Origin of the sequence: Paenibacillus sp. FSL R5-0519 (assembly GCF_037974275.1) — a bacterium.
GTDB lineage: Bacteria > Bacillota > Bacilli > Paenibacillales > Paenibacillaceae > Paenibacillus.
Genome location: NZ_CP150234.1, coordinates 2,204,213 through 2,228,462 on the forward strand (window position 1 = coordinate 2,204,213; position 24,250 = coordinate 2,228,462).

Below are 24,250 nucleotides of genomic sequence, written 5' to 3' on the forward strand. Positions count from 1 at the left end.
CAGGTTATAAGATCGGGTAGTAAGAGTGGCACAGGCTCTGATTAAAAGGAGGTACCTCATATGAGTTCACAAGGTACTGCAGACGCGGTCCATCGGCATCAACAGCTGGGACTTAGCGATGGTGAAGTATTGGATATGTACAAATACATGCTGCTCGCACGCAAGTTTGACGAGCGTTGCTTGCTCTTACAACGGGCTGGCAAAATTAACTTTCACGTATCCGGTGTAGGGCAGGAGGCTGCGCAAGTAGGCGCTGCTTTTGGTCTGGACCGGGATCACGATTATTATTTACCGTATTACCGCGATTATGGTTTTGTACTGGCGGTAGGCATGACTCCGCGTGAGTTGATGCTGTCTGCTTTTGCAAAAGCGGAAGATCCAAATAGTGGCGGGCGGCAAATGCCGGGTCACTTCGGTCACAAAAAGCTGCGGATTGTGACGGGCTCCAGCCCGGTTACCACACAGGTTCCTCACGCTGTTGGGTTTGCGCTGGCTGCCAAAATGAAGAAGCAGGAATTTGTTTCTTTTGTTACGTTTGGTGAAGGATCAAGCAATCAGGGTGACTTCCATGAGGGAGCCAATTTTGCAGGTGTACACAAGTTGCCTGTCATTATTATGTGTGAGAACAACCAGTATGCGATTTCGGTTCCAATTCACAAGCAGCTTAGCGGTAAAATATCGGATCGTGCACTCGGTTACGGTTTCCCTGGACTGCGTGTAGATGGTAACGATGCGCTCGAAGTATACGCTGCTGTGAAGGAAGCACGTCAACGTGCCATAGCAGGCGAAGGACCCACACTGATTGAAGCGATGATGTACCGTCTCTCTCCTCACTCTACTTCTGACAATGATCTGGCTTACCGGACCAAGGAAGAAGTTGATGAGAACTGGAAGAAGGACGGTGTGCTTCGCATGAAGAACTATCTGATTGATTGCGGTATCTGGGACGAAGCCCGGGATGCGGATCTGGCTTCCCAGCTTGCGCTGGAAATGAAAGAAGCTACTGAATATGCAGACAACGCGCCATATCCGAAACCTGAGGACACTCTGACGCACGTTTATGCGGACAGCGAAGAAGGGGGACGGTAAGTATGGCAGTGATGGAATATATTGATGCAATCCGTCTCGCGATGAAAGAAGAGATGGAGCGGGATGAAAATGTCTTTATCCTCGGTGAAGACGTAGGGGTCAAAGGTGGTGTGTTCACCACAACCAAAGGCTTACAGGATCAGTTTGGGGAGATGCGTGTCATGGACACACCGTTGTCCGAATCAGCTATTGCAGGTGTTGCCATCGGTGCAGCAATGTATGGCATGAAGCCGATTGCCGAGATGCAATATTCGGACTTCATGCTGCCGGCAACCAACCAGATCATTAGTGAAGCGGCCAAAATTCGCTATCGTTCCAACAATGACTGGAGTTGTCCGATTGTCATTCGAGCGCCGATTGGTGGCGGAATCTTCGGTGGGTTGTATCACTCCCAATGTCCGGAATCGATTTTCTTTGGTACACCTGGTCTGAAAATTATAGCGCCCTACTCGGCATATGATGCCAAGGGACTACTTAAAGCGGCTATTCGCGACCCGGACCCGGTACTCTTTTTTGAAAATAAAAAATGCTACAAGCTCATCAAGGAAGATGTGCCTGAAGATGATTACATCGTTCCAATTGGTAAAGCCAACGTACTTCGTGAGGGTGCGGATATTACGGTGATCGGCTACAGCCAGCCGCTGCATTTTATCATGCAGGCTGCTGAGGAGCTGGAACGTGAAGAAGGCATTACAGCACACGTTCTGGATCTGCGCACATTGCAACCGCTGGATCGGGAAGCGATTATTGCTTCCGCTCGTCTGACAGGCAAGGTGCTGATTGTACACGAAGATAACAAAACGGGTGGTGTAGGTGCGGAAGTTGCCGCGATTATTAGCGAGGAATGTCTGTTTGAACTGGATGCACCGATTCAGCGTCTCTGTGGACCTGACGTGCCGGCCATGCCAATTAGCCCAACATTGGAGAAATTCTACATGCTGAGCAAGGACAAAGCCAAAGCAGCAATGCGTACACTTGCCGAGTTTTAATTTCGTTTTATTGGATCGTTTAATCGTTTAAAAGTAAAGTTTGGAGTGATAATCAAATGGCTGAACGTATGAAATGGATCGAGGTCATTATGCCGCAATTGGCGGAATCGCTGGTCTCGGCTACCATAGGCAAATGGTTGAAAAAACCGGGCGACCGTGTGGAACAGTACGAGCCGATCTGTGAAGTAATCACGGATAAAGTTAATGCCGAGATTCCATCCACTGTGGATGGAATTATGGGTGACCTTTTGGTGGAAGAGGGCACAACAATTGCTGTTGGTGAAGCAATCTGCCGCATGCAGGTCGCAGCTTCTGACGAAGAAGCGGCTGAGCAGGTAACACAAGTATCGCAGCAACAGGAGCAAGTGCAGCATAATACGGCCCATACTCCTGCTGCCGCCTCAAATACAGCAGCACATGATCCCAACCAGCCGATGCGTAATCGGTATTCCCCGGCAGTTCAATCCCTGGCAGCAGAGCATGGTTTGAACTTGCAAAGCATCCAAGGTACTGGAGCAGGTGGTCGTATTACCCGCAAAGATGTGCTGGCATATGTTGCACAGGGAGGTAATATGGCTGGATCGTCTGCGTCTGCACAAGCATCATCTCCAGCTGCAAAGCTTACACCTTCTGGTGTGCCGTCTGCTTCTCCATTCAGTGGCGTAAATCGTGGAAATGGAGACATGGGTTTAACCGCTGGAGAAGCGATCTCAGCGTCCGATGCAGGCGTTCCTGTGAGACATTCAGGTATTCATCTAACCGAAAGCCCGAAAATTCCACAGATCGAAGTAGAAGGTGGCGGCCAAGGAAGATCGGAGTATTTCATTGATGTTACCCCTGTGCGTAATGCGATTGCGCGGAATATGCGTCAGAGCGTATCGGAAATCCCGCATGCATGGACGATGATTGAAGTGGACGTAACAAATCTTGTGATGCTGCGCAATAAACTCAAGGATGAGTTCAAGCGTAAGGAAGGCATCAATCTGACATATCTGTCCTTCATGATGAAGGGTGTCGTCAATGCGATTAAAGACTATCCAATCATGAACTCGGTATGGGCAGTGGACAAAATTATCGTCAAACGGGACATTAACCTGTCCATGGCGGTAGGAACCGAAGATTCCGTACTTACACCGGTAATCAAACATGCCGATCAGCGAAATATTGCAGGTCTGGCCCGTGAAGTAGATGAACTGGCTCGCAAAACACGTGAAGGTACGCTGAAGCTGGACCATATGCAAGGTGGTACGTTCACAGTGAACAACACCGGTTCATTCGGTTCGATCCTGTCCCAGCCAATCATTAACTATCCGCAGGCAGCGATTCTTACATTCGAGTCGATTGTCAAGAAGCCCGTGGTTATTAATGATATGATCGCTGTTCGTTCGATGGCTAATCTGTGTCTGTCGCTGGATCACCGAATCCTGGATGGTGTAATCAGCGGACGTTTCTTGCAACGTGTCAAAGAAAACCTTGAAGGATATACCATGGAGAGCACGGTGTATTAAGTAAATAGTAGACGAGAAAGTGTATGTGCCGGAGGCCGTGCACTTTTCCTGTTGTCTATGACAAGTGCTCAATTGTACATTGAACCTGAAGCAGAAGGGTGTGGGGAATCATGAGCAAGCCGCTGGATGTTGCATACATACCGATGCTTGATTATGAAGAGGCTTGGAACCGCCAGAAAGCGATTGTGCAGCGATTGGACGAGGGCGAGGGAGCCGAGCAGATGCTGCTTTTACAACACCCGCCAACGTATACGATCGGTTCACAAAATCATCCGGAGCATCTGCTTCTCAGTCCGGAAGAGTTGCGTGAGCAAGGGATTTCTTTGTTTCAAATTGATCGGGGCGGTGATATTACTTATCATGGCCCGGGCCAGTTGGTAGGTTACCCGTTATTGATTCTTGGTCGGGATGAAGACTTGGATCTACACGGATATTTGCGGAAACTTGAGCAGGTACTTATAGATTATCTCGCAGACCAAAGCATCGAAGCCGGACGCAAAGAGGGTTATACGGGTGTGTGGATCGGCGATATGAAGATTGCTGCAATTGGCATCAAGTTTAATCGCTGCAAACATCGCCGCGGTTTCGTGACCAGTCATGGGTTTGCCTTTAACATCAGCTCAGGCATTCAACATGCTGGTTTTCAGGGGATTGTTCCTTGTGGAATTGAGCAATATGGCGTTACCTCACTGGAGGATATCACGGGCAAGTCTTATACAGTGGAGCAGGTAGCACGCGAGATTGTTCCGTACTTTAATCGCATTTTTCCATATCAAATCAATTGGATTAGCGAAAAAGAAGCCCTTCAACGTCTGTAAACAGTTCGTCGAAAGGCTTCATGTGGCTATCCGAACAGCAACGGTTCGAGAGCGATGAAAAGGGTGGACCCGATCATGGCGATCAGCATGAGATAGATGATGATTTTGAACCATTTCTTTTTTTGCATGATAAGAGAACTCCTTTCAACATAAAGTGTGTGTTCAAAAAGATCGGTTTTCAGTACCAAGAAGATGGGATGAAGCTAGAAATGGAGTAGCGGAGCGTAGGGAAACTACGTGAGCAACCACAATGTTTCCAAAGGAAACATACTTCGTAAGCCTCTGCTTATTTCGGCTGAATTCCATATTCAAAGCTGATGATGCCGCCAGGCATCCTTCGTAATCAAAAGCGGACTTTTTGAACAACCTCATAAAAAGTAAACAAGCCATAGTAATTGTATTGTACCGTATCCACGAGAGGGAGGAAAGTCCTATGATTAAACAACAACGTGTTATCGATCAGTTCATGGAATTGGTGCAGATGGATAGTGAAACAAAAAATGAACAGAACATCTCAAAGGTGTTAAAAGAACAGTTTGCAGAGCTTGGTCTTCATGTCTATGAGGACGATACCATGGAGCAAACCGGGCATGGCGCGGGAAACCTTGTCATTACCTGGGAGGCCGAAGGAACAGATGGCGTTGCACCGATCTTTTTCACATGTCATATGGACACCGTAACGCCGGGACAGGGCATTAAACCTGAACTGGGTGAAGATGGCTGGATTCGCAGTGATGGAACAACGATCCTGGGAGCAGATGATAAAGCAGGGATTGCGGCATTGTTCGAAGCGATTCGTGTGATTCAGGAGAACAAGATTCCACATGGTAAAATTCAATTCGTCATTACGGTGGGCGAAGAGTCTGGCCTGGTGGGCGCACGTGCCATGAATCCGAAGGATATCGATGCCGAATTCGGCTATGCGTTGGATTCCAACGGAGCTGTAGGTACGATCTGTGTAGCTGCACCGGCCAGAGCTGAAATCCAAATGAGCATCTATGGGAAGTCCGCACATGCGGGCGTGAACCCGGAAGACGGGATCAGCGCCATTCAGGTTGCTGCCAAAGCCATTGCAGCGATGAAGCTTGGACGAATTGATGATGAGACAACAGCAAACATCGGCAAATTCCAGGGTGGATCAGCACTCAACGTGGTATGTGACTTTGTACAGCTTGAAGCGGAAGCCCGCAGTATTGTGCAGGAGAAAGTTGAGTTGCAGGTTGCACAGATGCGCGATGCGCTGGAAACGACATGTCGCAAATACGGTGCAACGGCTGAATTCAGAAGCGAGATTCTGTATCCTGCATTTGGTTTCCATGATGAACACGAAGTTGTACAACTTGCACAGCGTGCCATCCGCAGTCTTGGACTGGAGACAAGTACGTTCGCTTCTGGTGGGGGCAGTGATGCCAACATCTTTAACGGATTTGGTATTCCAACCGCGAATCTGGCGGTAGGGTATGAGGATATTCATACAACCAAAGAACGTATTCGTGCCGAAGATATTGTGAAGTTGTCCCAAGTGGTGGTGGCAATTATTCAAGAAACGGCAGCCGGCAAGAAATAAGATACTGCACATGTTACCTCATATGTTCTTAGACAAAAGTCCGAACCCGGTCTGTACGGATTCGGACTTTTTGTGAAATCATGTTATATTTCAAGGGAGAAGACTCGTTAATATTGGATGAAACATGTGTCCATGGCTGAATAGATCAATGCCCCATTGATTTGCGTCCAGCGAGCAGATCACTTAATTTGGCATCCGGTCCCCACTCGTGCAACCATTGCTTAAGGATGAGCTGTACTTGCCGGGCTTGTCCTACCACGTGTACGGATTTAGGCGTCAAATAACTGTTCATCAAAATTCCCCCTGAATTGTTTATATTTGCTGTGAGAGTTCTATACGCTCACCATATGCCCAAAATCAGAGATTTATACATTAACCGAATATATAATCCAACGATATGGAGTTGAAGAACGAATGAAACCAAACCAATCTGCCCAATCCATCCATGCAGCGCAACCTGCCAATCCGAAGTTGGATGAAGTGACCGTATCCACCAAGCCCATCTTCGAGGGGAAAGTGATTTCACTACAGGTCGATACGGTTAAACTGCCGAACGGTGAGACGGCTACACGTGAGATAATCCGGCACCCTGGAGCGGTAGCTGTACTCGCTCTGAATGGGGATCGTATGCTTGTAGTGGATCAGTATCGTCAGGCAATGGGACGCACCGAAGTGGAGATTCCTGCGGGAAAACTGGACCCTGGAGAAGAGCCGGAAGTGGCTGCCGCACGTGAATTGCGAGAAGAGACGGGATATGTGGCCAAGTCGCTGCGTCATCTGCGTTCGTTCTACACCTCACCGGGGTTCGCAGATGAGATCATTCATCTATACATTGCTGAAGAGTTGGAAGCCGGAGATATGGAACTGGACGAAGATGAATTCCTTGAAGTATCCGAGATCACACTGGAGGAAGCCTACGCACTCATGGACGATAACCGGATTAGTGATGCCAAAACGATGATGGCTGTGTACGCGTGGGACCTCTACAGAACGACAGGACGGTTCTAGGGATGAATGACCAACTGAAAACGTCCACGATGTGGGAGCCCTGTTATACAGACCTTCATATTCACATCGGACGAACCTCTCGCGGCGAGGCCGTAAAAATCAGTGGTAGTCGCGATCTGACATTTGAGAATATTGCCCGGGAAGCATCGGATCGCAAAGGAATTCATTTGCTGGGTGTGATTGATTGTCATTCGCCGGTTGTACAGATGGATATCGAGCAATTGCTGGAGAACGGTACGATGTCCGAGATTGAGGGGGGCGGTATTGCCTACCAGGACACCACCATTCTGCTGGGTACAGAGATTGAGCTGCGCGAGCCTGAAATGCGTGAGTTCCATATGCTCGCATACTTCCGTGATCTGAAAACGATGAAGTCCTTCACGGACTGGATGAAACGTTATATGAAAAATGTGAATCTCAGTTCTCAGCGGGTATACGTGCCCGCTCTAGAGATGCAGGCAGAGATTAAGGCACGTGGTGGACTAATTGTGCCTGCACATGTATTTACACCGCATAAAGGCATCTATGGCAGTACAGCCCCCCGTATGGGCGATGTGCTGGATACCCGTATTGTGGATGCGGTAGAACTGGGGTTAAGCTCAGACTCATCCATGGCCAGTTATATTCGGGAGCTGGATCATGTGCCGTTCCTGACCAATTCGGATGCACATTCACTTGGTAAAATTGGACGGGAGTATAACGAATTGCAAGTTGCTGCCCCTTCTTTTGATGAATTCCGTATGGCACTCCAAGGAGAAGCCGGCAGGAGCATTGCTGCCAATTATGGACTGAATCCAAGGCTGGGCAAATATCACCGTACCTACTGTGCAGCGTGTGGCAGTATTATGGACGATCAAGCAATGTCGGCAGAGCGTTGTCCTCACTGTGGCAGTCTTAAGCTGGTTCAAGGGGTATTGGACCGCATTCTGGCCATCTCTGATCGGGATAGTCCTCGTGTTCCTGCAAACAGACCCTCCTATCATTATCAGGTACCACTGGAGTTCATTCCGGGACTTGGCAAAGCCAAATTGCGCCAGTTACTGGACCATTTTGGTACGGAAATGAACATCCTTCATCGCACGCGTGAGGAAGAACTTGCTGCGGTTGTTGGACCTGTGCTGGCTGGCTTGATCGTGGCTGCAAGGAATGGGCAACTGGAATTGTCCTCTGGTGGTGGAGGAACGTACGGTAAAGTTGCTGTTCAGGAAAGAGCCACGGAGTGACTCGTGTAAATATGCTGTAGTTATATTCCGAGGTTCAACTCATATAGCTTACACCATACAGGGAACCAATCTGGACAAGAAGTCATACAGGTGCATTCCGATTCATAAGAATGACTATGAGGATGTAACTGAGAATCCTTGCAGCATGATACCGGAAAGGGGACTCGTACCTGTATGCGCTCATCCTACTTTACATTTAAAGGTCAGACTTCGTTATATGTATTCGTGGCTGTCTTGTTTCTGGTCGGCGTCATTTTTGGCGCGCTTATGGTGAATGCATTGTCTCTTGATCAACGCCAGGATCTGGAGGGTTATCTCGGTAATTTCTTCATGACCGTGCAGCATAGTGCGCAGGTGACAGAGACCGGGGCCTATTGGGACATCGCCATGCTTCATCTGAAATGGGTAGGTCTAATCTTTATTCTGGGTTTATCCGTCGTTGGACTGCCTGGTATACTGGTTCTGGATTTTCTGAAAGGTGTGCTCATTGGATTCACTGTGGGTTACCTGGTTGGACAGTATTCTTGGAAAGGGCTGCTGTTTGCACTGGTTTCCGTGGCACCACATAATCTATTTGTCATTCCAATCCTTCTGATCTGCAGTGTGGCGGCGATGACATTCTCGCTATACATCATTCGCAATCGTGTTTTGATGCAGCGAACACCTGGTCGACAAAGGCCGTTTGCTTCATATATAGTGTTAACTTTGGTTATGGCTGCAATGCTGCTCGGCGTGGCGTCTTTTGAAACATGGGTTACACCTGCGATGATGCGCTGGGTCACGCCAATGCTACTACCGGCATAACGTGCATTGCATAGTGTAAAATGTTGACTTTAATTATGCACTCCCCCTATAATGAAAAGAGTGGGTTAAGTTGCAGTGTGCAGTGATTTCCTAGGGGGAGGGAGAAAATGGAAGCACGGATTGATAAAATTAAGCAGCAACTACAGTCCCAAGGATATAAATTAACGCCCCAGCGGGAAGCCACCGTAAGAGTACTTCTTGAGAATGAAGAAGATCATCTGAGCGCAGAAGACGTATTCATGCTCGTTAAAGAAAAGGCTCCCGAAATCGGTCTGGCAACCGTGTACCGTACCCTCGAACTGCTGAGTGAGCTGCATGTTGTAGAGAAAATCAACTTCGGCGACGGTGTAGCGCGTTATGATCTGCGCGGAGATACATCCAAGCATCACCATCATCACTTAATCTGTGTTCAATGCGGAAGTATGGATGAAATACGTGAAGACTGGCTTGGACCGCTTGAAGAGCGTTTGGAGCGGGAATTCAACTTTTCGGTAGTAGATCACCGACTGGATTTTCATGGAATTTGTTATCGTTGCAAAGCTAAAAATGAACAAAAACCCAAAGATGAAGAATAACATAGCATATCTTCAAGCTCTCACCGGCGGTTTTGACGGGAGAGCTTTTTTGGCACCGGACGTGATCTGGAGTTTACCCCGAATGGCATAAACTTGTGTTTATGGACATACCCTGAGTCAAGGACATTACCGGATTTGAATCAGAAGGGGGATATACCCATGATTATATCAGTGCGGAGAGGGCTCCATTTTATTCGATTTATTATATTTTTTGCTGCACTAGTCTATCTGTTCTATCATGTTCTGGATCTGTTCAATGGCTGGATCTCACCTGTGGACCAGTATCAGATGCCGACTGGCAATGCAATCAAAGTATTTCAGGAAACGGATTGGCCGGGTAATGGAGAAGGACGTCCTACGATGGCAGAGCGTCTCCGTTTGTTCTATTGGTACGGGGAGTAGCTTCGAACAGTCAGGGATGCAAATACGGGAGCAGTCTGCCAAAGCGGCAGATCTGTCAGTTGAGGAGCGTTGTACATGAAACAGACGATACACGCCTATGCCTTATACTTGGAAGATGATAAAGGGATGTCGAGCAGCACGCTTGAATCGTATCTCCGAGACGTGGACAAGTTCATTGAATTTGCAGATAAGGAATTTGGCATACGCAAAGCCGATCAGGTCAGACGCACGCATGTCGTCCTGTTTGCAGGTCAGCTCAAACAGGCAGGACGTGCCAACGCAACCATTGCCCGCAGCATCGTATCACTGCGCTCCTACTTTCACTTTTTGATGCGCCGGGGGGAGATTATACAGGACCCTACGTTTGATGTGGAAGCTCCCAAGGCGGACAAGTCGCCACCACAGGTATTAAGCATACAGGAGATCGAACAACTGCTGACAGCGCCTGATATTCGTTCACCGCAGGGTGTGAGAGATCGAGCGATGCTTGAACTGTTATATGCTACAGGTATTCGGGTATCGGAACTGATTGCGCTGGATATTCGGGATGTACAGCCAGGCATGCGTTTTATACGATGCGGTGGAGCGGGCAAAGAACGCATTCTTCCCATTGGTGCACCCGCTGCACATTGGGCAAGTGTATATGTGGAGGAATTCCGCAACAAATTGCTCAAAACCGATTCGGACGAGCAGGCACTGTTCGTGAATGTATCTGGCAGACGTTTAACTCGCCAGGGCTTCTGGAAGCTGCTCAAAAAAGCAGCAGTGGACGCAGGAATCTCGGACGAAATCACACCGCATACACTGCGTCATTCCTTTGCGGCACACCTGATTGCTAATGGGGCGGATACACGTGCGGTTCAGGACATGCTGGGTCACGTGGAGCAGCCAGGGCAACAATATGGCAACCATGGTCGCAAAACGATGAAAGAAATCTATGAAACCCATCATCCGAGGGCAAGATAGATTTTGACGCATGACATTCACAAATAAATGCGGAACATCGGGCCGATTTAGGATAAAATAAATTGAATACATCCAAACGCCGTTATACATAAGCAGTTTGCATAAATTCGGATTGAATAGATTTTGCAAAATGCGTCTATAGACGGATCGTTTCAACTCAAGGAGGAACATACATCGCATGACAGCATTAAACCAACAAATGATTTCGGAAGCAGCATCTTATATTCAAAGCAAAAGCTCCATCAAGCCGGAAGTCGGTTTGATTTTGGGTTCGGGTCTTGGCGTACTGGCAGAACTGATTGAAGATGGCGTAAGCATCGCTTATCAGAATATTCCACATTTTCCAGTGTCCACAGTAGAAGGACATGAAGGTGAGCTATTGGTCGGCACCATTAAAGGCCGTCCAGTCGTAATGATGAAAGGCCGCTTCCACATGTACGAAGGATATGGTCCGGAATTGACAGCTTTCCCGGTACGAGTAATGAAAGAACTGGGTGTAAGCAGCTTGCTTGTAACCAATGCAGCGGGCGGCGTGAACACGTCGTATGAAGCTGGAGACTTGATGCTGATCTCTGATCACTTGAATCTTACAGGCAAAAATCCACTGATCGGACCCAATGACGCTGCCCTGGGCGTGCGATTCCCTGATCTATCCGAAGCCTATAGCCGCCGTTTGCGTGCGCTGGCGAAGGATACGGCGGCTTCACAAGGTTTTAACGTACGTGAAGGGGTATACGCAGGTATGCTTGGTCCGAACTACGAGACACCAGCAGAGATCAAAATGCTGCGTACATTGGGCGCAGACGCCGTGGGCATGTCCACTGTATCTGAAGTGATCGTGGCACGCCATGCAGGTCTGGAAGTGCTCGGTATATCCTGTATCAGTAACATGGCTGCCGGAATTCTGGACCAGCCGCTGTCACATGATGAGGTGATGGAAACGACGGAGCGTGTTCGTGAGTCGTTCCTGGCGCTGGTATTGGCTGTTATTCCTCAAATGTAAGCAAGAGTTGGAGAAGGTTACCTCTTCGAATGAGAAATCATCGGGGGTAACCTTTTTTTGTTGTGTTGAACGTCCGCTTACTCATGCGTTGAGTAAAGTGCGTTTTTTTCGCTTTGATCACATTTTCAATAAAAGTTCGGAAAATCATGCTTTACATGGAATAATTTACTGGAAACGGGCCGACAATGATTAGCAGTACATGCATGGAACATGCAGTAAGCAAGTCATTTGAGGAGGTAACCTTGTGAAGAAAAGAATAATGGCATCGTTCATGACCCTTTGTATCCTGCTGTCCCTTATGGCATCAACGGCATTGGCTGAAGAAACACCGAAGGCAGCGGGAGGGACGGATCTTGCCCCGTCGGCACGCTCTGCGATCCTAATGGATGCGGACACAGGAACCGTCATATATGAGAAAAACAGTCATGATCAGCTGCCTCCGGCGAGCATTACAAAAATTATGACCATGCTGCTTACAATCGAAGCGATCGACTCCGGCAAGCTGAAGCTGACAGATAAAGTAAGAACGAGCGAATATGCAGCTTCCATGGGCGGTTCGCAGATTTTCCTGGAGCCTGGGGAAGAGATGACCGTTGATGACATGTTAAAAGGGATCGCGATGGCTTCAGGCAATGATGCCTCAGTGGCTATGGCTGAGAAGATTGCTGGTTCGGAGGAATCCTTTGTACAGCTGATGAATGAGCGTGCGAAGGAGCTTGGCATGAAGGATACTCATTTTGCCAACTGTAACGGTCTGCCGGTGGATAATCATTATTCGTCAGCTCACGACATTGCCGTCATGAGTCGTGAACTGCTGAAGCATTCCGGGATTACGAAGTATACCGGTGCCTATCAGGATTATCTTCGCAAAGACTCGGAAAAGCCATTCTGGCTGGTGAACACGAACAAGCTGGTTCGTTTTTATGAAGGGGCAGATGGTTTGAAAACAGGTTATACGTCCGAAGCAAAGTTCTGCCTGTCCGCAACAGCGTCCAAGGACGGACTGCGTGTCGTTTCCGTGGTACTTGGTGAACCAAATACCAAAACACGAAATAGCGAAGTGTCATCGATGTTTGATTATGCCTTTAGTCAATATACGATGAAGGCTCTCTACAAGGCAGGGGATCTGCTGGGCAGTCTGAAGATCGAAAAAGGCGAAGTTGCCGAATTGCCTCTGAATGCCACGCAAAATTATAGTGTGCTGATGCGCAAAGGAGCCAAATCCAATGACATTCGGCATGAATTGCTGGTTGCCAAAGAATTGAAAGCTCCGATCAAGGCTGGACAAAGTATAGGTAAACTGGTGGTGTACCAGGGCAATGACGTCATTAAGGAATTCGACATTCAGGCTCCACAGGACGTGAATAAAGCTGGCTGGTGGAAGCTGTTTAAACGGACTACGTCCAACCTGTTTGATTAAAAGGCGAATTACGCGAGTTGTTCGGCATCCTTCGAACATATTTTGTAGTTAAATAGGGGTTTTCTTCTAGTTTTGTCGGGGGGCAGGAAAAGCCTTTGGATACGTAGAAATCCTTGTTCAAGACAGGGAGGAGAGTGGGCAAACGTGAACTTGCATGTGGAAATGGAACACCATCGCGGGATTCTGATTGTACGATTATCCGGGGAGCTGGATCACCATACAGCTGACATGGTACGGATGCAAATGGATGAAGCCATCCAGCGGAGACAAAGCGAGCATCTGGTACTCAGCCTGAAAGATCTGCAATTTATGGACAGTTCGGGCCTGGGTGTCATTTTGGGAAGATACAAGCTCATTAAGAACAAAGGCGGCAAGATGGTGGTCTGTGACGTCAATTCGCCGGTGTACCGTTTGCTGGAAATGTCGGGGCTGTTCAAGATAATGCCGATATACGAAAATGAGGGAACTGCTCTCTCAGGTCTGGAGGTCGTCTCATGAATGAAGGAACAGGGACAAATTTCATGAATCTGCAATTCGCGGCCAAGTCAGAGAATGAATCGTTTGCACGGGTAACCGTTGCTGCATTTATCTCCCAGCTTGATCCAACGATGGACGAGCTCAGTGACCTGAAGACGGTCATTTCGGAAGCCGTGACCAACAGCATCATCCACGGATACAACAACAACTCTGAAGGTGTTGTCTCCATCCAGGCCGAGATTCGGGAAGACATGATCACGATTATTGTGGAAGATCGCGGTGAAGGTATCGAAGATCTTGAACTAGCCAAGCAGCCGTTATATACGTCCAAACCCGAACTTGAGCGGTCGGGCATGGGCTTCACCATTATGGAAAACTTTATGGATGAATTCGAAGTCAGCAGTGAGCCCGGCAGAGGCACCTCCATCAAGATGAAAAAAAGGATTGAATCCAAGAAAGCATTGTATAATTAGGGGTTGGTGTTCTTATGGATGCTGAAGTGAAACCATCTTCACAGACCTATTTGGACGATGCCGAGGTCAAACGGCTGATTGCGCTCAGTCAGTCGGGTGACCATGTTTCACGGGATACGCTGGTGAACTGCAACATCAGACTCGTCTGGTCCGTCGTACAGCGTTTTATGAACAGGGGATATGATCCGGAAGATCTGTTCCAGATTGGTTGTATCGGTCTGCTCAAGTCAGTAGACAAATTTGATCTCAGTTATGACGTGAAGTTCTCAACCTACGCGGTACCGATGATCATCGGAGAAATCCAGCGATTCCTGCGGGATGACGGTACCCTGAAGGTCAGTCGTTCACTGAAAGAGATGGCGAATAAAGTCCGCAAAAAAAGGGACGAACTGTCCAAACACCTGGATCGACTGCCAACGATTAAGGAAGTTGCCGCAGAGTTGGGAGTAACCCCGGAGGAAGTCGTATTTGCCCAGGAAGCCAACAAACCGCCGACCTCGATCCATGAGACGGTATTTGAGAATGACGGTGATCCCATCACGTTAATGGATCAGATTGCCGACGAGTCTCAGGAACGTTGGTTTGACAAACTGGCGCTGAATGAAGCCATCGGTGGTCTCAGTGAGCGGGAGCGATTAATCGTCTATCTTCGGTATTACCGGGATCAGACGCAGTCCGAGGTTGCCAGCAGGCTGGGCATATCTCAGGTGCAGGTATCCCGTCTGGAGAAAAAAATACTGCAATCCATCCGCGACCAGATCGCGCAGTGATTCGGGGATTGCGACAACATGATTGGCGCTTATACACCAATATACGACAACTAACAACCTTCTATCGCGCATTATGGCGAGGGAGGTTATTTGTTGTTAGGCTGTGCATCCAAGGGATTATGATTATCCTTCAGCTAATGATTGGTAGATCATTAGTTTTTCATTTTCCTTAACAATCACCTGATCTATCGATTTTTCATTTTTGAATTGATAAATTTCTGTACCCACGGGAAATTGCGTAGACATCAAATCCTTAAATTCTCCCTTTTCTATATATTTGTTTTCAATTGTTCCTAACTTTTCACCTAATTGGTCAATGTTTTTGATTTCCTCTTTTCTTACATACACTCGATCTTTGAGTAAAAAGAGATCTGCAGATGGATCAGTTTGAATCATCTCATTCGCTAAAATATCGCCAGTACTCGTCATCTGATCTCCGTCGATTTTTTCACCACATCCTGCAATAATAGCTATCATAAAAACCAGTATGATATACTTCATGAATTTTCCTCCTTAAAAATAGTTACTTAGCAATCTATCAGTACCATTAGCGTCATTGTATTGAACAAAATAACCGCAAAGCACCTCTTTCAATTCCCTCCCTGCCCCCTCCCCAACATATTTATTACAAACGTTTTGGAAACGGGAGGACAAGGGGTAGTGGAGGGATGGAATCGGTCAAAAGGAGCGAAGCGTGAGGACTCATCTATGGATACATAAGCAACGCAGGCGGCAGATTAGACCTGAAGAAGCGAAGCGTTCGCCTTTGTCTCCAAATTTCTAACACTTAGAAATCAATTAGAAGAATTTGGAGACAACAGCGATCAGAAGGTTGGTCTGCCGTCGGAGTGTCTGCGTGTATCCTCCCCCGAGCAACAGCGACCAATGACCGATCCATCCCGCAGCGTCAACTCACCCTCCTCACGATCTTTTTCCAACCAATTTGTAATAAATTTGCACATTCTTCAAATACTAACCTAAATTACGCAGCAAAGGAGTGTTATGGATGTCTCAGACGCCCACTCCAATGGTCTACGTTCGACTGCGCAGCCGCATTCGCATCCAGAGGGGCAGGGCAGTCAAGCTTGGAGACATTGCACATGTACTGACCATTTCTGAAAATCAGGAGAGCAGGCTACTGGAGCTTGAACTTTTGCGTCCTGGACCGGAGGATGGCAATCTGATCCTCATTGATATATTACAGATTATTCCCCGAATTCGGCACATCTTGCCGGAGGTCAGTGTTGAACTGATGGGATCAGGTCATACGCTGGTTGAAGTCATCGCGGGAAATGGTCAACCTTCCAAGTCCCTGTTCATTTTGGTGTGGTTACTTCTTTTCTTCGGATCAGCCTTAACCATAATGAATTTTCATGCCGATGTGAACATGCAGGAAGTTCAGATTCGAATTGTGGAGATGCTCACTGGGCATCGGGACGAACATCCCTACCTGTTCCAAGTGGCATATTCGATTGGCATTGGATTCGGAATGGCAGTATTTTTTAATCACTTGTTCAAGAAAAAGTGGAATGAGGAGCCTACACCGCTGGAAGTGGAGATGTTCCTATACCAGCAAAATGTAGATCAATTTGTGGTCATCGAGGAAAGCGAACGGATGCATGAGCAGGAACGCAGGGAGATGAATGCGGATGAGCGTTCTTAATGGAGCAATCAGCATTGTATTGGGTATTGCCGGAGGAATTGCCGTAGGAAGCGGCGTAATTGCGCTTATTCTGGTGCTCGATATGATTCCCAGGTTGGCTCAACTTACGCAAACGTATGACAAGACTCACTGGTACGAAGGGGCGCTAATCGGTGGTTCACTGCTCGGAACGGTGGCGGACTTCTGGCATTGGAAAATGCATGGGGTACTGCTGCTTAGCCCGATCGTAGGGTTGTTCTGTGGTGTGTTCATCGGTCTGCTCGCCGCAGCACTCACCGAGGTGCTTAATGTACTGCCCGTGCTGGCCAAACGATTGGGCATGAAACCTTATTTGTTTGGATTACTGCTCGCCATGATTTTGGGTAAAATGACAGGTTCCCTGTTTGATTTTTTTATATATCAACGGTAACTCGTGGCCATAGGAGGATGGAAGATGGATGAACGAACGGAGCACACAGGCCAGGAACATAGTGAAGGTATAACAGAAGATATGCTGCACAAGTCTGCTTATGAGATTCAGAAGGAAGAAGAGGAGATAGCGTACAATAAGAAAAAACAAAATGAGATGTCCGACAGTATTGAGGAATCCGTACAGTATTGGCAGGAAAATGATGATATTTCCCCTCGGATGAGTGAAAACAAAAATACGCTCAAGCAAGTTCTCGGACTTGGGGAATCCTTTGATGTGGATATGAGAGAGATGGTGCTGGGTGGTAAACATGTAGGATTGCTTCTTTTGACGGGTTTCGCCAAGGATGAGATCCTACTGGAAGTATTAAAAAGGTTAACCTATCTCACGCCTGATCAGGTGTCTGAGCACGCACTAAAATCTTATTTCGACTGTTACATTCCCCATATACAGGTGGAAAAAGTCGAGAAGATGAGTGCGGTCATTAACAAGGTTCTTACAGGTATGAGTGCTTTGTTCGTTGAAGGGGATCGCTCGGTTCTAGTAATGGATACCCGGAGTTACCCGGTTCGTTCACCAGAAGAACCTTCATTGGAAAGGGTAGTCCGAGGTTCCAGAGATGGCTTTACGGAAACCCTCCTCACCAATGTGACCTTGGTGCGCCGAAGAATACGCGACCCTGGACTTAAGTTTGAGATCATGCAGGTGGGGCGGAGAACACAAACCGATGTCTGCGTGGTATACATTGACGATATTGTGGATAAAGTGCAGGTGGACTCAGTCCGTGAGAAAATTCAGCGGGTGGATATCGATGGTATTCCCGCCGCAGATAAACAGCTGGAGGAAGCGATTATCAACAAGGGATGGAATCCATTCCCGCTCGTTCGATATTCGGAGCGGCCGGATGTAACAGCATCCCATCTGCTGGAGGGCAGAGTCGTCATTTTCGTTGATACTTCTCCCAGTGTAATGATTTTGCCAACGACGTTCTTCGACCTGTGTGAACATGCAGAGGAAAATAGACAGACGGCATTGATGGGAACGTATTTACGATGGGTTCGTTTTGCAGGGATTCTCATATCGCTGTTTTTGCTGCCCCTATGGCTTCTCATGGTAATAGAACCTTCGCTCAAACCGATGGGGCTGGACTTCATTGGTCCACAGGAAAATGTGAAGTTGCCCCTGATTTTGCAGTTTCTTCTCATAGAGCTTGGTGTCGATCTATTGCGGATGGCTGCGGTTCATACACCTACACCTCTGGCATCGGCCATGGGTTTAATCGCGGCCATTCTCGTTGGAGATATCGCCGTGAAAACGGGATACTTTGTTAATGAGGTTGTACTCTATATGGCCATTGCAGCCATTGGAATGTTTGCCACACCAAGTTACGAGTTGGGACTTGCCAACAGGTTAGTCAGACTGTTTTTACTCATAGCAGTAGCGATATTCAAAGTTCCGGGATTGGTTGTTGGCTGTACATTGCTCATATTGGCACTCACCGTTCACCGGTCGTATAATTCTTCGTATCTATGGCCTTTTATACCGTTTAATGCAAAGGCCTTGGGCAACTTTTTATTCCGGCTACCTTTACTGGAAAATAAAAAACGTCCATCATTCAACAAAACCCGTGACAACACCAAAATGTCCGATGATCCGGACGGTGAACTGCGAAAAAGTAAAAAACACAAATGATCTTCCGAAAAATCCATTCATCTCGCCGCCTAATTTGATATACTGGTGTAAAATCATTGGAATAGCAACTGTTCCAGTATACAAAAAAGTGAGGAATGCAGATTATGTATTTACATGGTACAAGTAAAATAAATGCGCAAGGGCATCTGGAGATTGGCGGAGTGGATGCAACAGATCTGAAAGAACAATTTGGAACTCCCCTGTATGTTGTGGACGAGCAATTGGTTCGCGAGCGTTGCAGAGAGTACATGGAAGCATTCCGCGCTTCCGGCTTGGGTTTCCAGGTTGCATATGCAAGTAAAGCATTCTGTGTAATGGCGATGTGTGCACTTGCAGCTGAAGAAGGACTTTCCCTGGATGTTGTATCTGATGGTGAACTGTTCACTGCACTGCAAGCAGGATTTCCGGCTGAGCGCATTCATTTCCACGGTAACAACAAAACGCTGGAAGAAATCGAAATGGCTCTTGATGCAGAGATTGGATGCTTTGTTGTTGATAACTTCAATGAATTGCATCTGTTGCAGGCTGTAGCAGCGGACAAAAATCGTAAAGTAAATATTTTGCTTCGTGTGACGCCTGGTGTTGAGGCCCATACGCATGAATATATTTCCACTGGTCAAACGGATTCCAAATTTGGATTCGATATCGGGAATGGTACAGCATTTGAAGCGATTGAACTGGCTTCCAAGCAGTCTAACCTGGTATTGCTCGGTGTGCATTCCCACATCGGTTCCCAGATCTTCGAAGTTGAAGGCTTCCAGATGGCTGTTCAACGTGTTGCTGAATTTGCAGCAAGCGTATATGAACGTCTTAACGTTGCGTTTAAAGTGGTTAACCTTGGTGGTGGATTCGGAATCCGTTATATCGACGGAGATACACCGCTTGAAGTTGCGCAATACGTGAAGGCTATAACAGACGCAGTTAAAAATCATTTTGCCCAAATTGGCTATGCCGTACCTGAGATCTGGGTTGAACCAGGACGTAGCATCGTGGGTGAAGCGGGAACAACGCTGTATACCGTTGGAACAAGCAAAGACATTCCGGGCGTGCGTAAATACGTTGCTGTTGACGGTGGTATGACCGATAACCCTCGTCCTGCTTTGTATGAATCCAAGTACGAAGCTGTGCTTGCTAACCGTGCGAATGAGGCTGCTCAGGAAACGGTATCCGTTGCGGGTAAATGTTGTGAGAGTGGCGATATGCTGATCTGGGATCTGGACCTGCCAAAAGTGGAAAGTGGTGATCTGCTCGCTGTAGCTTGCACAGGCGCGTATAACTACTCCATGGCGAGCAACTACAACCGGATTCGTCGTCCAGCTGTTGTGTTTGTCAAAGACGGTCAAGGAGATGTCGTGGTACGCCGTGAGACGTATCAGGATATCATCCAGAATGACCTGGTACCAGCGCGTATTGGCAAACAGCCAGTAACTCGCTAATTCGTCAAAGATAATGCGTTTCTGCATTATTTAGGATATAGGGATTCTATAGTTGAAGCAGATGAAAAGGGAACTTCCTTTTTCGTCTGCTTTTTACGTATTCGGACTAAATTGTGAAAAAAGTTGCCGTTTTTTTTGCGATCCGGTCATTTTCGGTGTACACTAAGAAAAGTGCTGTAATGCTTGACCCAGGGTCATGCGTTTTGGCACCATTAACGATGGTCAATACGAAAGGAGTCATTTACATATGGCGAAACAAGCGAAAATTAAATTGGCAAACGGCGGAGAAGTTCTGATCGATCTGTTCGATCAAGAAGCTCCCAACACAGTAGCAAACTTTGAGAAACTGGCTAACTCCGGTTTCTACAATGGTCTTACATTCCACCGCGTTATCCCTGGCTTCGTAGCTCAAGGCGGATGCCCTAACGGTACTGGTGCAGGTGGCCCAGGTTACACAATCAACTGTGAAATCAACCCGAACAAACATGAGCGTGGAACACTGGCTATGGCACATGCTGGCCGTAACACAGGTGGAAGCCAGTTCTACATCTGCTACCAACCACAACCACATTTGGATGGACAACATACTGTATTTGGTAAAGTAACCAAAGGTATGGAGTTCGTGGACGCTTTGGAAGGTAAAGACAAAATGGAGACTGTTGAAGTTGTAGAAGCTTAATAAGCTTTGTAACGTTGACTTACTTGATTTAAACTCGGAGTGCTTCTTTTATAGAAGCACTTTTTTTATTTTCATCATGAAATAGTGCAAAATGAGCATAATGGATCTGGCGAAAGTTCTGGCATGGGGTTATTCTGTCGTTAGACGAAGCGACAAGGGAGGATGAAGAACCTTTGAATACAGTGGATCAATTACGTTTGTTAAAACAAGTCTATAGCGGACCCACACGATGGGACGAAAAACTACAGGCATCCCGACATGATGTTTCTCAGAGTATATCCACACCGGATTTAGAAGCGCTTGAGACAGCGAGGCATGAACCGAACCGGTTTGTACGTCCGGGGCATGATGAAACGATCAGTGAGCTGAAACAACTTGCAAATCAATGGACGATAAATGAAGCAGCACAGGCCTTTGTCGCATCGATGTGGTCAGCACCCATGATCTGGCGCTCGCTGATTACGGGCAAGCTTATTGCAAGCGGTATGCCAAGCCATGAACACACGCCATATCCATCTTCGAGTACTTGTCAGATCTGCGGATTAAGCGTAGATCAAGCAACCGACTCGACGTTGCAATGGTATTGGCGCATGACCAATGGAACACCTTTGGATGGTGATCCCTTTGGACATGTACTGGCACTTCGAGAGCTAGCTGCCGCGCAGGAGCTTCCAATACCTAATGATTACGACCGCTGGACACTCCGTGCGGTGTTAACGGTGCTGCGCCACTTACCTCCAAAAACACGCTACAGCAAAGCAGCAATAGCACTCAAGAAGGAACGTCTTTTGCCTACACAAAAGGAATATGCCTATCGGGACTTGCTTGAGACATTAGCTCTGATTGGCATACTGGATACGCCGGAACATCCCGGAATGATCACAGAATACACGACTTACATACAGCGTGACGCGCGCCCCAATGTGCGGGTTGAGGTACAGGCGCCTCTGGCGTGGTGGGACTCATCTATCGGAATCAATGAGAAGAACCTTAACCAGATATTCCATGATTTTGATCTGAGTAGCATATCTCTTGCGGATAAGCCTGAAGAGAGTCCACCTTTAAAGGAAACGACCCTGGGCGCATTGGAGAAAATGAGAAGTGTCCGGGGGAAAGTGCCAAAGAAATCTTCTGATGCAGGCACAGGGGAGGCAGAAGCTGGAGATGTGTATGCTGTTCGGGTCCGGGAAGGTGTATGGGTGACGGTATACTGTCATGAAGTCAGAGACAAACGCGTTATCGTTGAATATCTCGATGGTGTCTTTCCTGACATGCCGGGAAAAGCCGATTTGCAGGGAACGTTTCGACCGAGAACGACTGGACGCTGGCAATGCTCGGCTATCGCGATCGATTCCACAAGTTGGGTCAGAAGAGTTGCGAGAGGTATTCCGCTTCCCAGTTCGCCACTGCCAGAACCTGACCGCTTGCCATTTCACAATGCCAAAGATTTGAAGCATATGGTGCGTTGGTGTTTTCCTGATATGTAGAATGCTGTGATGGAACTGAGAAGGATGTAAACTAAAATCTATAATCTAAAAACTTAAAATCGTGTCTCTTAGTGAGATGCGGTTTTTTTGCTGTATCTTAGCTTATTAAAAGTTAGTATGTGACAAAAAGGAACAAAAAACAATTGATTTTTTGGCATTAAAGTGCTAACATCCAATTAATAACGAAAGCAATCCTTCAGGGCAGGGTGCAATTCCCTACCGGCGGTGATGCAGGGAGTGTAAGGACACATGTCCAGCACTTGATGCAAAGTCCGTGACCTGTCTGCCTGTGGCAGATGGCTGATCTGGTGTAATTCCAGAACCGACAGTATAGTCTGGATGGGAGAAGGAGAGGTGCAGACCTAACAAGTTTGCATTCAGCAGGAGTTTGGCTGTACAGTCACGATGTGTTTGTCTTGCACTGTGCAGGGAAGATCCGGCTAGGCCGGACAGTTCCATACATATGCCACACGATAAAAGCTCTTTACCTGTAATTGATGTTCATTAAGGTATGTGTCTATTTTCACTTGCCCGAAATGAAGTTTTGGGCAAAGTGTTGGCGTGCTGTATCCATTTCACTCCTGTTGTTGACATTTGTCTCTCATCATCCCCATCGAACGGTTGTTCGACGGGGATTTTTTAATAAACAAGACTTTAAACCGCGGGGTGAACGGATTTGGAAATGATCAATGATGAATTTTATATGGCACTGGCACTAGATATGGCGGAACGAGCACAGGGACAGACGGGAATTAATCCGGTTGTTGGATGTGTGGTTGTGAAAGAGGGGCGTATTGTAGGCCTTGGGAGCCATCTGAAACGTGGAACCGGTCATGCGGAGGTACATGCACTGAACATGGCGGGCAGCGATGCAGAAGGCAGTACGGTATACGTTACACTTGAGCCCTGCAGTCATTATGGCAAGACGCCACCTTGCAGTGAACGCCTGATTCATGAAAAGGTAAAACGTGTTGTGGTATGTTGTGAAGATCCAAATCCGCAAGTATCCGGCAGAGGCATAAGCATGCTTCGTCAACAAGGCATTGAAGTTGAAGTTGGCGTACTGCGTGAGCGTGGAAGACGCATGAATGAAAAATTCATTAAATTTATTACAACAGGCCTTCCTTTCGTGACACTGAAAACGGCTACGACTTTGGATGGGAAAATTGCTACTCGCAGCGGAGACAGCAAGTGGATCTCCAACGAGTCTGCTCGTGAGATTGTGCATGCCCTTCGTCATCGTCACCAAGGCATTATGGTTGGTGTCGACACGGTGATCGCAGATAATCCGGAACTTACAACCCGCTTGCAAGTGGAAGGCATCAGCCCGGTACGAATCGTGGTGGATTCCAAGTTGCGTCTTCCAGTAGGTTCCAAAATGGTTAAGGATGGTCTTGCTCCAACATGGGTATTGACAACAGACGAAGCCAGTCCTGAAGCTGCTGAACGTTTGGAAGCCTACGGTGTTGAAATTATCCGCTGTGGTCCTGGACCACGTGTGGATCTGTTAAACGGACTCAGCAAGTTGGGTGAGCGTGAGATTGGTTCGATTTTGCTTGAAGGCGGAGGCACTCTGAATGGAGCGATGCTGGAGGCACGGTTGGTCGATCGACTGCTCATGTTTATCGCTCCTAAGATTGTAGGCGGTTATGATACACCTGGCAGTTTCCGCTTCGAGGGTGTGGAACGTATGAATCAGGCAATTCAATTGAATCAGTTGGAGATCGAACAAGTTGGAGATAATATCAGCATTGGCGGTATTCCGGTGTGGCCTGAATAAATAAATTAAACA

General features: G+C 47.5%; 26 protein-coding genes and 1 riboswitch. Of the genes, 23 read left to right on the top strand and 3 right to left on the bottom strand.

Annotated features, from left to right (window positions below; genetic code table 11):
• The first annotated feature begins 60 nt into the window (after positions 1 to 60).
• The 4 genes from MKY73_RS10065 to lipB all read left to right on the top strand — a co-directional run bounded on the left by MKY73_RS10065 (position 61) and on the right by lipB (position 4,404).
• Positions 61 to 1,089: a thiamine pyrophosphate-dependent dehydrogenase E1 component subunit alpha gene (locus tag MKY73_RS10065; protein WP_339307209.1), complete on the top strand. Its 1,029-nt coding sequence runs from the start codon at positions 61 to 63 to the stop codon at positions 1,087 to 1,089.
• A 2-nt stretch (positions 1,090 to 1,091) separates the two neighbouring features.
• On the top strand, positions 1,092 to 2,078 hold the full coding sequence (locus MKY73_RS10070) for an alpha-ketoacid dehydrogenase subunit beta (RefSeq protein WP_339307210.1): 987 nt from the start codon (positions 1,092 to 1,094) through the stop codon (positions 2,076 to 2,078).
• A 56-nt stretch (positions 2,079 to 2,134) separates the two neighbouring features.
• Entirely contained in the window at positions 2,135 to 3,586 is a 1,452-nt protein-coding gene (locus tag MKY73_RS10075) for a dihydrolipoamide acetyltransferase family protein (RefSeq protein WP_339307211.1), read from the top strand.
• 110 nt (positions 3,587 to 3,696) lie between these two features.
• Positions 3,697 to 4,404, top strand: a complete 708-nt coding sequence (gene lipB, locus MKY73_RS10080; RefSeq protein WP_339307212.1) for a lipoyl(octanoyl) transferase LipB — start codon at positions 3,697 to 3,699, stop codon at positions 4,402 to 4,404.
• Between the two features lie 26 nt (positions 4,405 to 4,430).
• On the opposite strand, the gene prli42 is transcribed toward lipB, so the two are convergent.
• On the bottom strand, positions 4,431 to 4,532 hold the full coding sequence (gene prli42, locus MKY73_RS10085) for a stressosome-associated protein Prli42 (protein WP_017687624.1): 102 nt from the start codon (positions 4,530 to 4,532) through the stop codon (positions 4,431 to 4,433).
• Between the two features lie 305 nt (positions 4,533 to 4,837).
• On the opposite strand from prli42, the gene MKY73_RS10090 reads away from it, so the two are divergent.
• Positions 4,838 to 5,971 (top strand): tripeptidase T, encoded by a 1,134-nt coding sequence (locus tag MKY73_RS10090; protein WP_339307213.1) that lies wholly within the window; start codon positions 4,838 to 4,840, stop codon positions 5,969 to 5,971.
• 145 nt (positions 5,972 to 6,116) lie between these two features.
• Here the strand turns inward: MKY73_RS10090 and mciZ are convergent, their stop codons facing one another.
• Complete coding sequence (mciZ, locus tag MKY73_RS10095) at positions 6,117 to 6,263, bottom strand: Z-ring formation inhibitor MciZ (protein WP_253438738.1); 147 nt, start codon at positions 6,261 to 6,263, stop codon at positions 6,117 to 6,119.
• Between the two features lie 122 nt (positions 6,264 to 6,385).
• Here mciZ and MKY73_RS10100 point away from each other — a divergent pair, with 122 nt between their 5' ends.
• The 11 genes from MKY73_RS10100 (at position 6,386) to sigF (ending at position 15,092) form a co-directional block, all read left to right on the top strand.
• On the top strand, positions 6,386 to 6,979 hold the full coding sequence (locus tag MKY73_RS10100) for an NUDIX hydrolase (protein WP_339307214.1): 594 nt from the start codon (positions 6,386 to 6,388) through the stop codon (positions 6,977 to 6,979).
• 2 nt (positions 6,980 to 6,981) lie between these two features.
• Positions 6,982 to 8,202: an endonuclease Q family protein gene (locus MKY73_RS10105; RefSeq protein ID WP_339307215.1), complete on the top strand. Its 1,221-nt coding sequence runs from the start codon at positions 6,982 to 6,984 to the stop codon at positions 8,200 to 8,202.
• A gap of 174 nt (positions 8,203 to 8,376) precedes the next feature.
• Positions 8,377 to 9,006: a stage II sporulation protein M gene (spoIIM, locus tag MKY73_RS10110; RefSeq protein WP_339256176.1), complete on the top strand. Its 630-nt coding sequence runs from the start codon at positions 8,377 to 8,379 to the stop codon at positions 9,004 to 9,006.
• Positions 9,007 to 9,113: 107 nt separating this feature from the next.
• Positions 9,114 to 9,581 carry a Fur family transcriptional regulator gene (locus MKY73_RS10115; RefSeq protein WP_090922447.1) on the top strand — a complete coding sequence of 156 codons (468 nt, stop codon included), beginning with the start codon at positions 9,114 to 9,116 and terminating at the stop codon, positions 9,579 to 9,581.
• A 159-nt stretch (positions 9,582 to 9,740) separates the two neighbouring features.
• On the top strand, positions 9,741 to 9,983 hold the full coding sequence (locus tag MKY73_RS10120; protein WP_339307216.1) for a DUF4227 family protein: 243 nt from the start codon (positions 9,741 to 9,743) through the stop codon (positions 9,981 to 9,983).
• A gap of 75 nt (positions 9,984 to 10,058) precedes the next feature.
• On the top strand, positions 10,059 to 10,949 hold the full coding sequence (locus MKY73_RS10125; protein WP_339307217.1) for a tyrosine recombinase: 891 nt from the start codon (positions 10,059 to 10,061) through the stop codon (positions 10,947 to 10,949).
• A 178-nt stretch (positions 10,950 to 11,127) separates the two neighbouring features.
• Entirely contained in the window at positions 11,128 to 11,952 is an 825-nt protein-coding gene (locus MKY73_RS10130; protein ID WP_339307219.1) for a purine-nucleoside phosphorylase, read from the top strand.
• Positions 11,953 to 12,250: 298 nt separating this feature from the next.
• Positions 12,251 to 13,372 carry a D-alanyl-D-alanine carboxypeptidase family protein gene (locus MKY73_RS10135; protein ID WP_339308547.1) on the top strand — a complete coding sequence of 374 codons (1,122 nt, stop codon included), beginning with the start codon at positions 12,251 to 12,253 and terminating at the stop codon, positions 13,370 to 13,372.
• A gap of 144 nt (positions 13,373 to 13,516) precedes the next feature.
• Positions 13,517 to 13,870: an anti-sigma F factor antagonist gene (spoIIAA, locus tag MKY73_RS10140; RefSeq protein WP_017687636.1), complete on the top strand. Its 354-nt coding sequence runs from the start codon at positions 13,517 to 13,519 to the stop codon at positions 13,868 to 13,870.
• A complete protein-coding gene (gene spoIIAB / locus MKY73_RS10145; protein WP_036672324.1) occupies positions 13,867 to 14,322 on the top strand; it encodes an anti-sigma F factor in 456 nt (151 codons plus the stop codon). Before spoIIAA ends, spoIIAB begins: the two co-directional genes overlap by 4 nt.
• Positions 14,323 to 14,336: 14 nt before the next feature.
• Complete coding sequence (gene sigF, locus MKY73_RS10150) at positions 14,337 to 15,092, top strand: RNA polymerase sporulation sigma factor SigF (protein ID WP_036607856.1); 756 nt, start codon at positions 14,337 to 14,339, stop codon at positions 15,090 to 15,092.
• Positions 15,093 to 15,215: 123 nt separating this feature from the next.
• Here sigF and MKY73_RS10155 read toward each other — a convergent pair whose 3' ends face one another.
• Positions 15,216 to 15,593 carry a hypothetical protein gene (locus MKY73_RS10155; RefSeq protein ID WP_339307220.1) on the bottom strand — a complete coding sequence of 126 codons (378 nt, stop codon included), beginning with the start codon at positions 15,591 to 15,593 and terminating at the stop codon, positions 15,216 to 15,218.
• Positions 15,594 to 16,098: 505 nt separating this feature from the next.
• Between MKY73_RS10155 and MKY73_RS10160 the strand changes: the two genes are divergently transcribed.
• The 7 genes from MKY73_RS10160 (at position 16,099) to ribD (ending at position 24,238) form a co-directional block, all read left to right on the top strand.
• Positions 16,099 to 16,755, top strand: coding sequence for a stage V sporulation protein AA (locus MKY73_RS10160; protein ID WP_339307221.1), 657 nt, complete (start codon positions 16,099 to 16,101; stop codon positions 16,753 to 16,755).
• Complete coding sequence (locus tag MKY73_RS10165; RefSeq protein ID WP_339235389.1) at positions 16,736 to 17,164, top strand: stage V sporulation protein AB; 429 nt, start codon at positions 16,736 to 16,738, stop codon at positions 17,162 to 17,164. Before MKY73_RS10160 ends, MKY73_RS10165 begins: the two co-directional genes overlap by 20 nt.
• Before the next feature lie 24 nt (positions 17,165 to 17,188).
• Positions 17,189 to 18,856 (top strand): spore germination protein, encoded by a 1,668-nt coding sequence (locus MKY73_RS10170; protein ID WP_339307222.1) that lies wholly within the window; start codon positions 17,189 to 17,191, stop codon positions 18,854 to 18,856.
• A gap of 104 nt (positions 18,857 to 18,960) precedes the next feature.
• A complete protein-coding gene (gene lysA / locus MKY73_RS10175; RefSeq protein WP_145148860.1) occupies positions 18,961 to 20,292 on the top strand; it encodes a diaminopimelate decarboxylase in 1,332 nt (443 codons plus the stop codon).
• Positions 20,293 to 20,539: 247 nt separating this feature from the next.
• Positions 20,540 to 20,971, top strand: coding sequence for a peptidylprolyl isomerase (locus tag MKY73_RS10180; RefSeq protein ID WP_253438709.1), 432 nt, complete (start codon positions 20,540 to 20,542; stop codon positions 20,969 to 20,971).
• Between the two features lie 182 nt (positions 20,972 to 21,153).
• Complete coding sequence (locus MKY73_RS10185) at positions 21,154 to 22,458, top strand: hypothetical protein (protein ID WP_339308549.1); 1,305 nt, start codon at positions 21,154 to 21,156, stop codon at positions 22,456 to 22,458.
• Between the two features lie 188 nt (positions 22,459 to 22,646).
• Positions 22,647 to 22,813, top strand: a riboswitch (FMN riboswitch).
• A 321-nt stretch (positions 22,814 to 23,134) separates the two neighbouring features.
• On the top strand, positions 23,135 to 24,238 hold the full coding sequence (gene ribD, locus MKY73_RS10190) for a bifunctional diaminohydroxyphosphoribosylaminopyrimidine deaminase/5-amino-6-(5-phosphoribosylamino)uracil reductase RibD (protein WP_339235382.1): 1,104 nt from the start codon (positions 23,135 to 23,137) through the stop codon (positions 24,236 to 24,238).
• Positions 24,239 to 24,250: the final 12 nt, after the last annotated feature.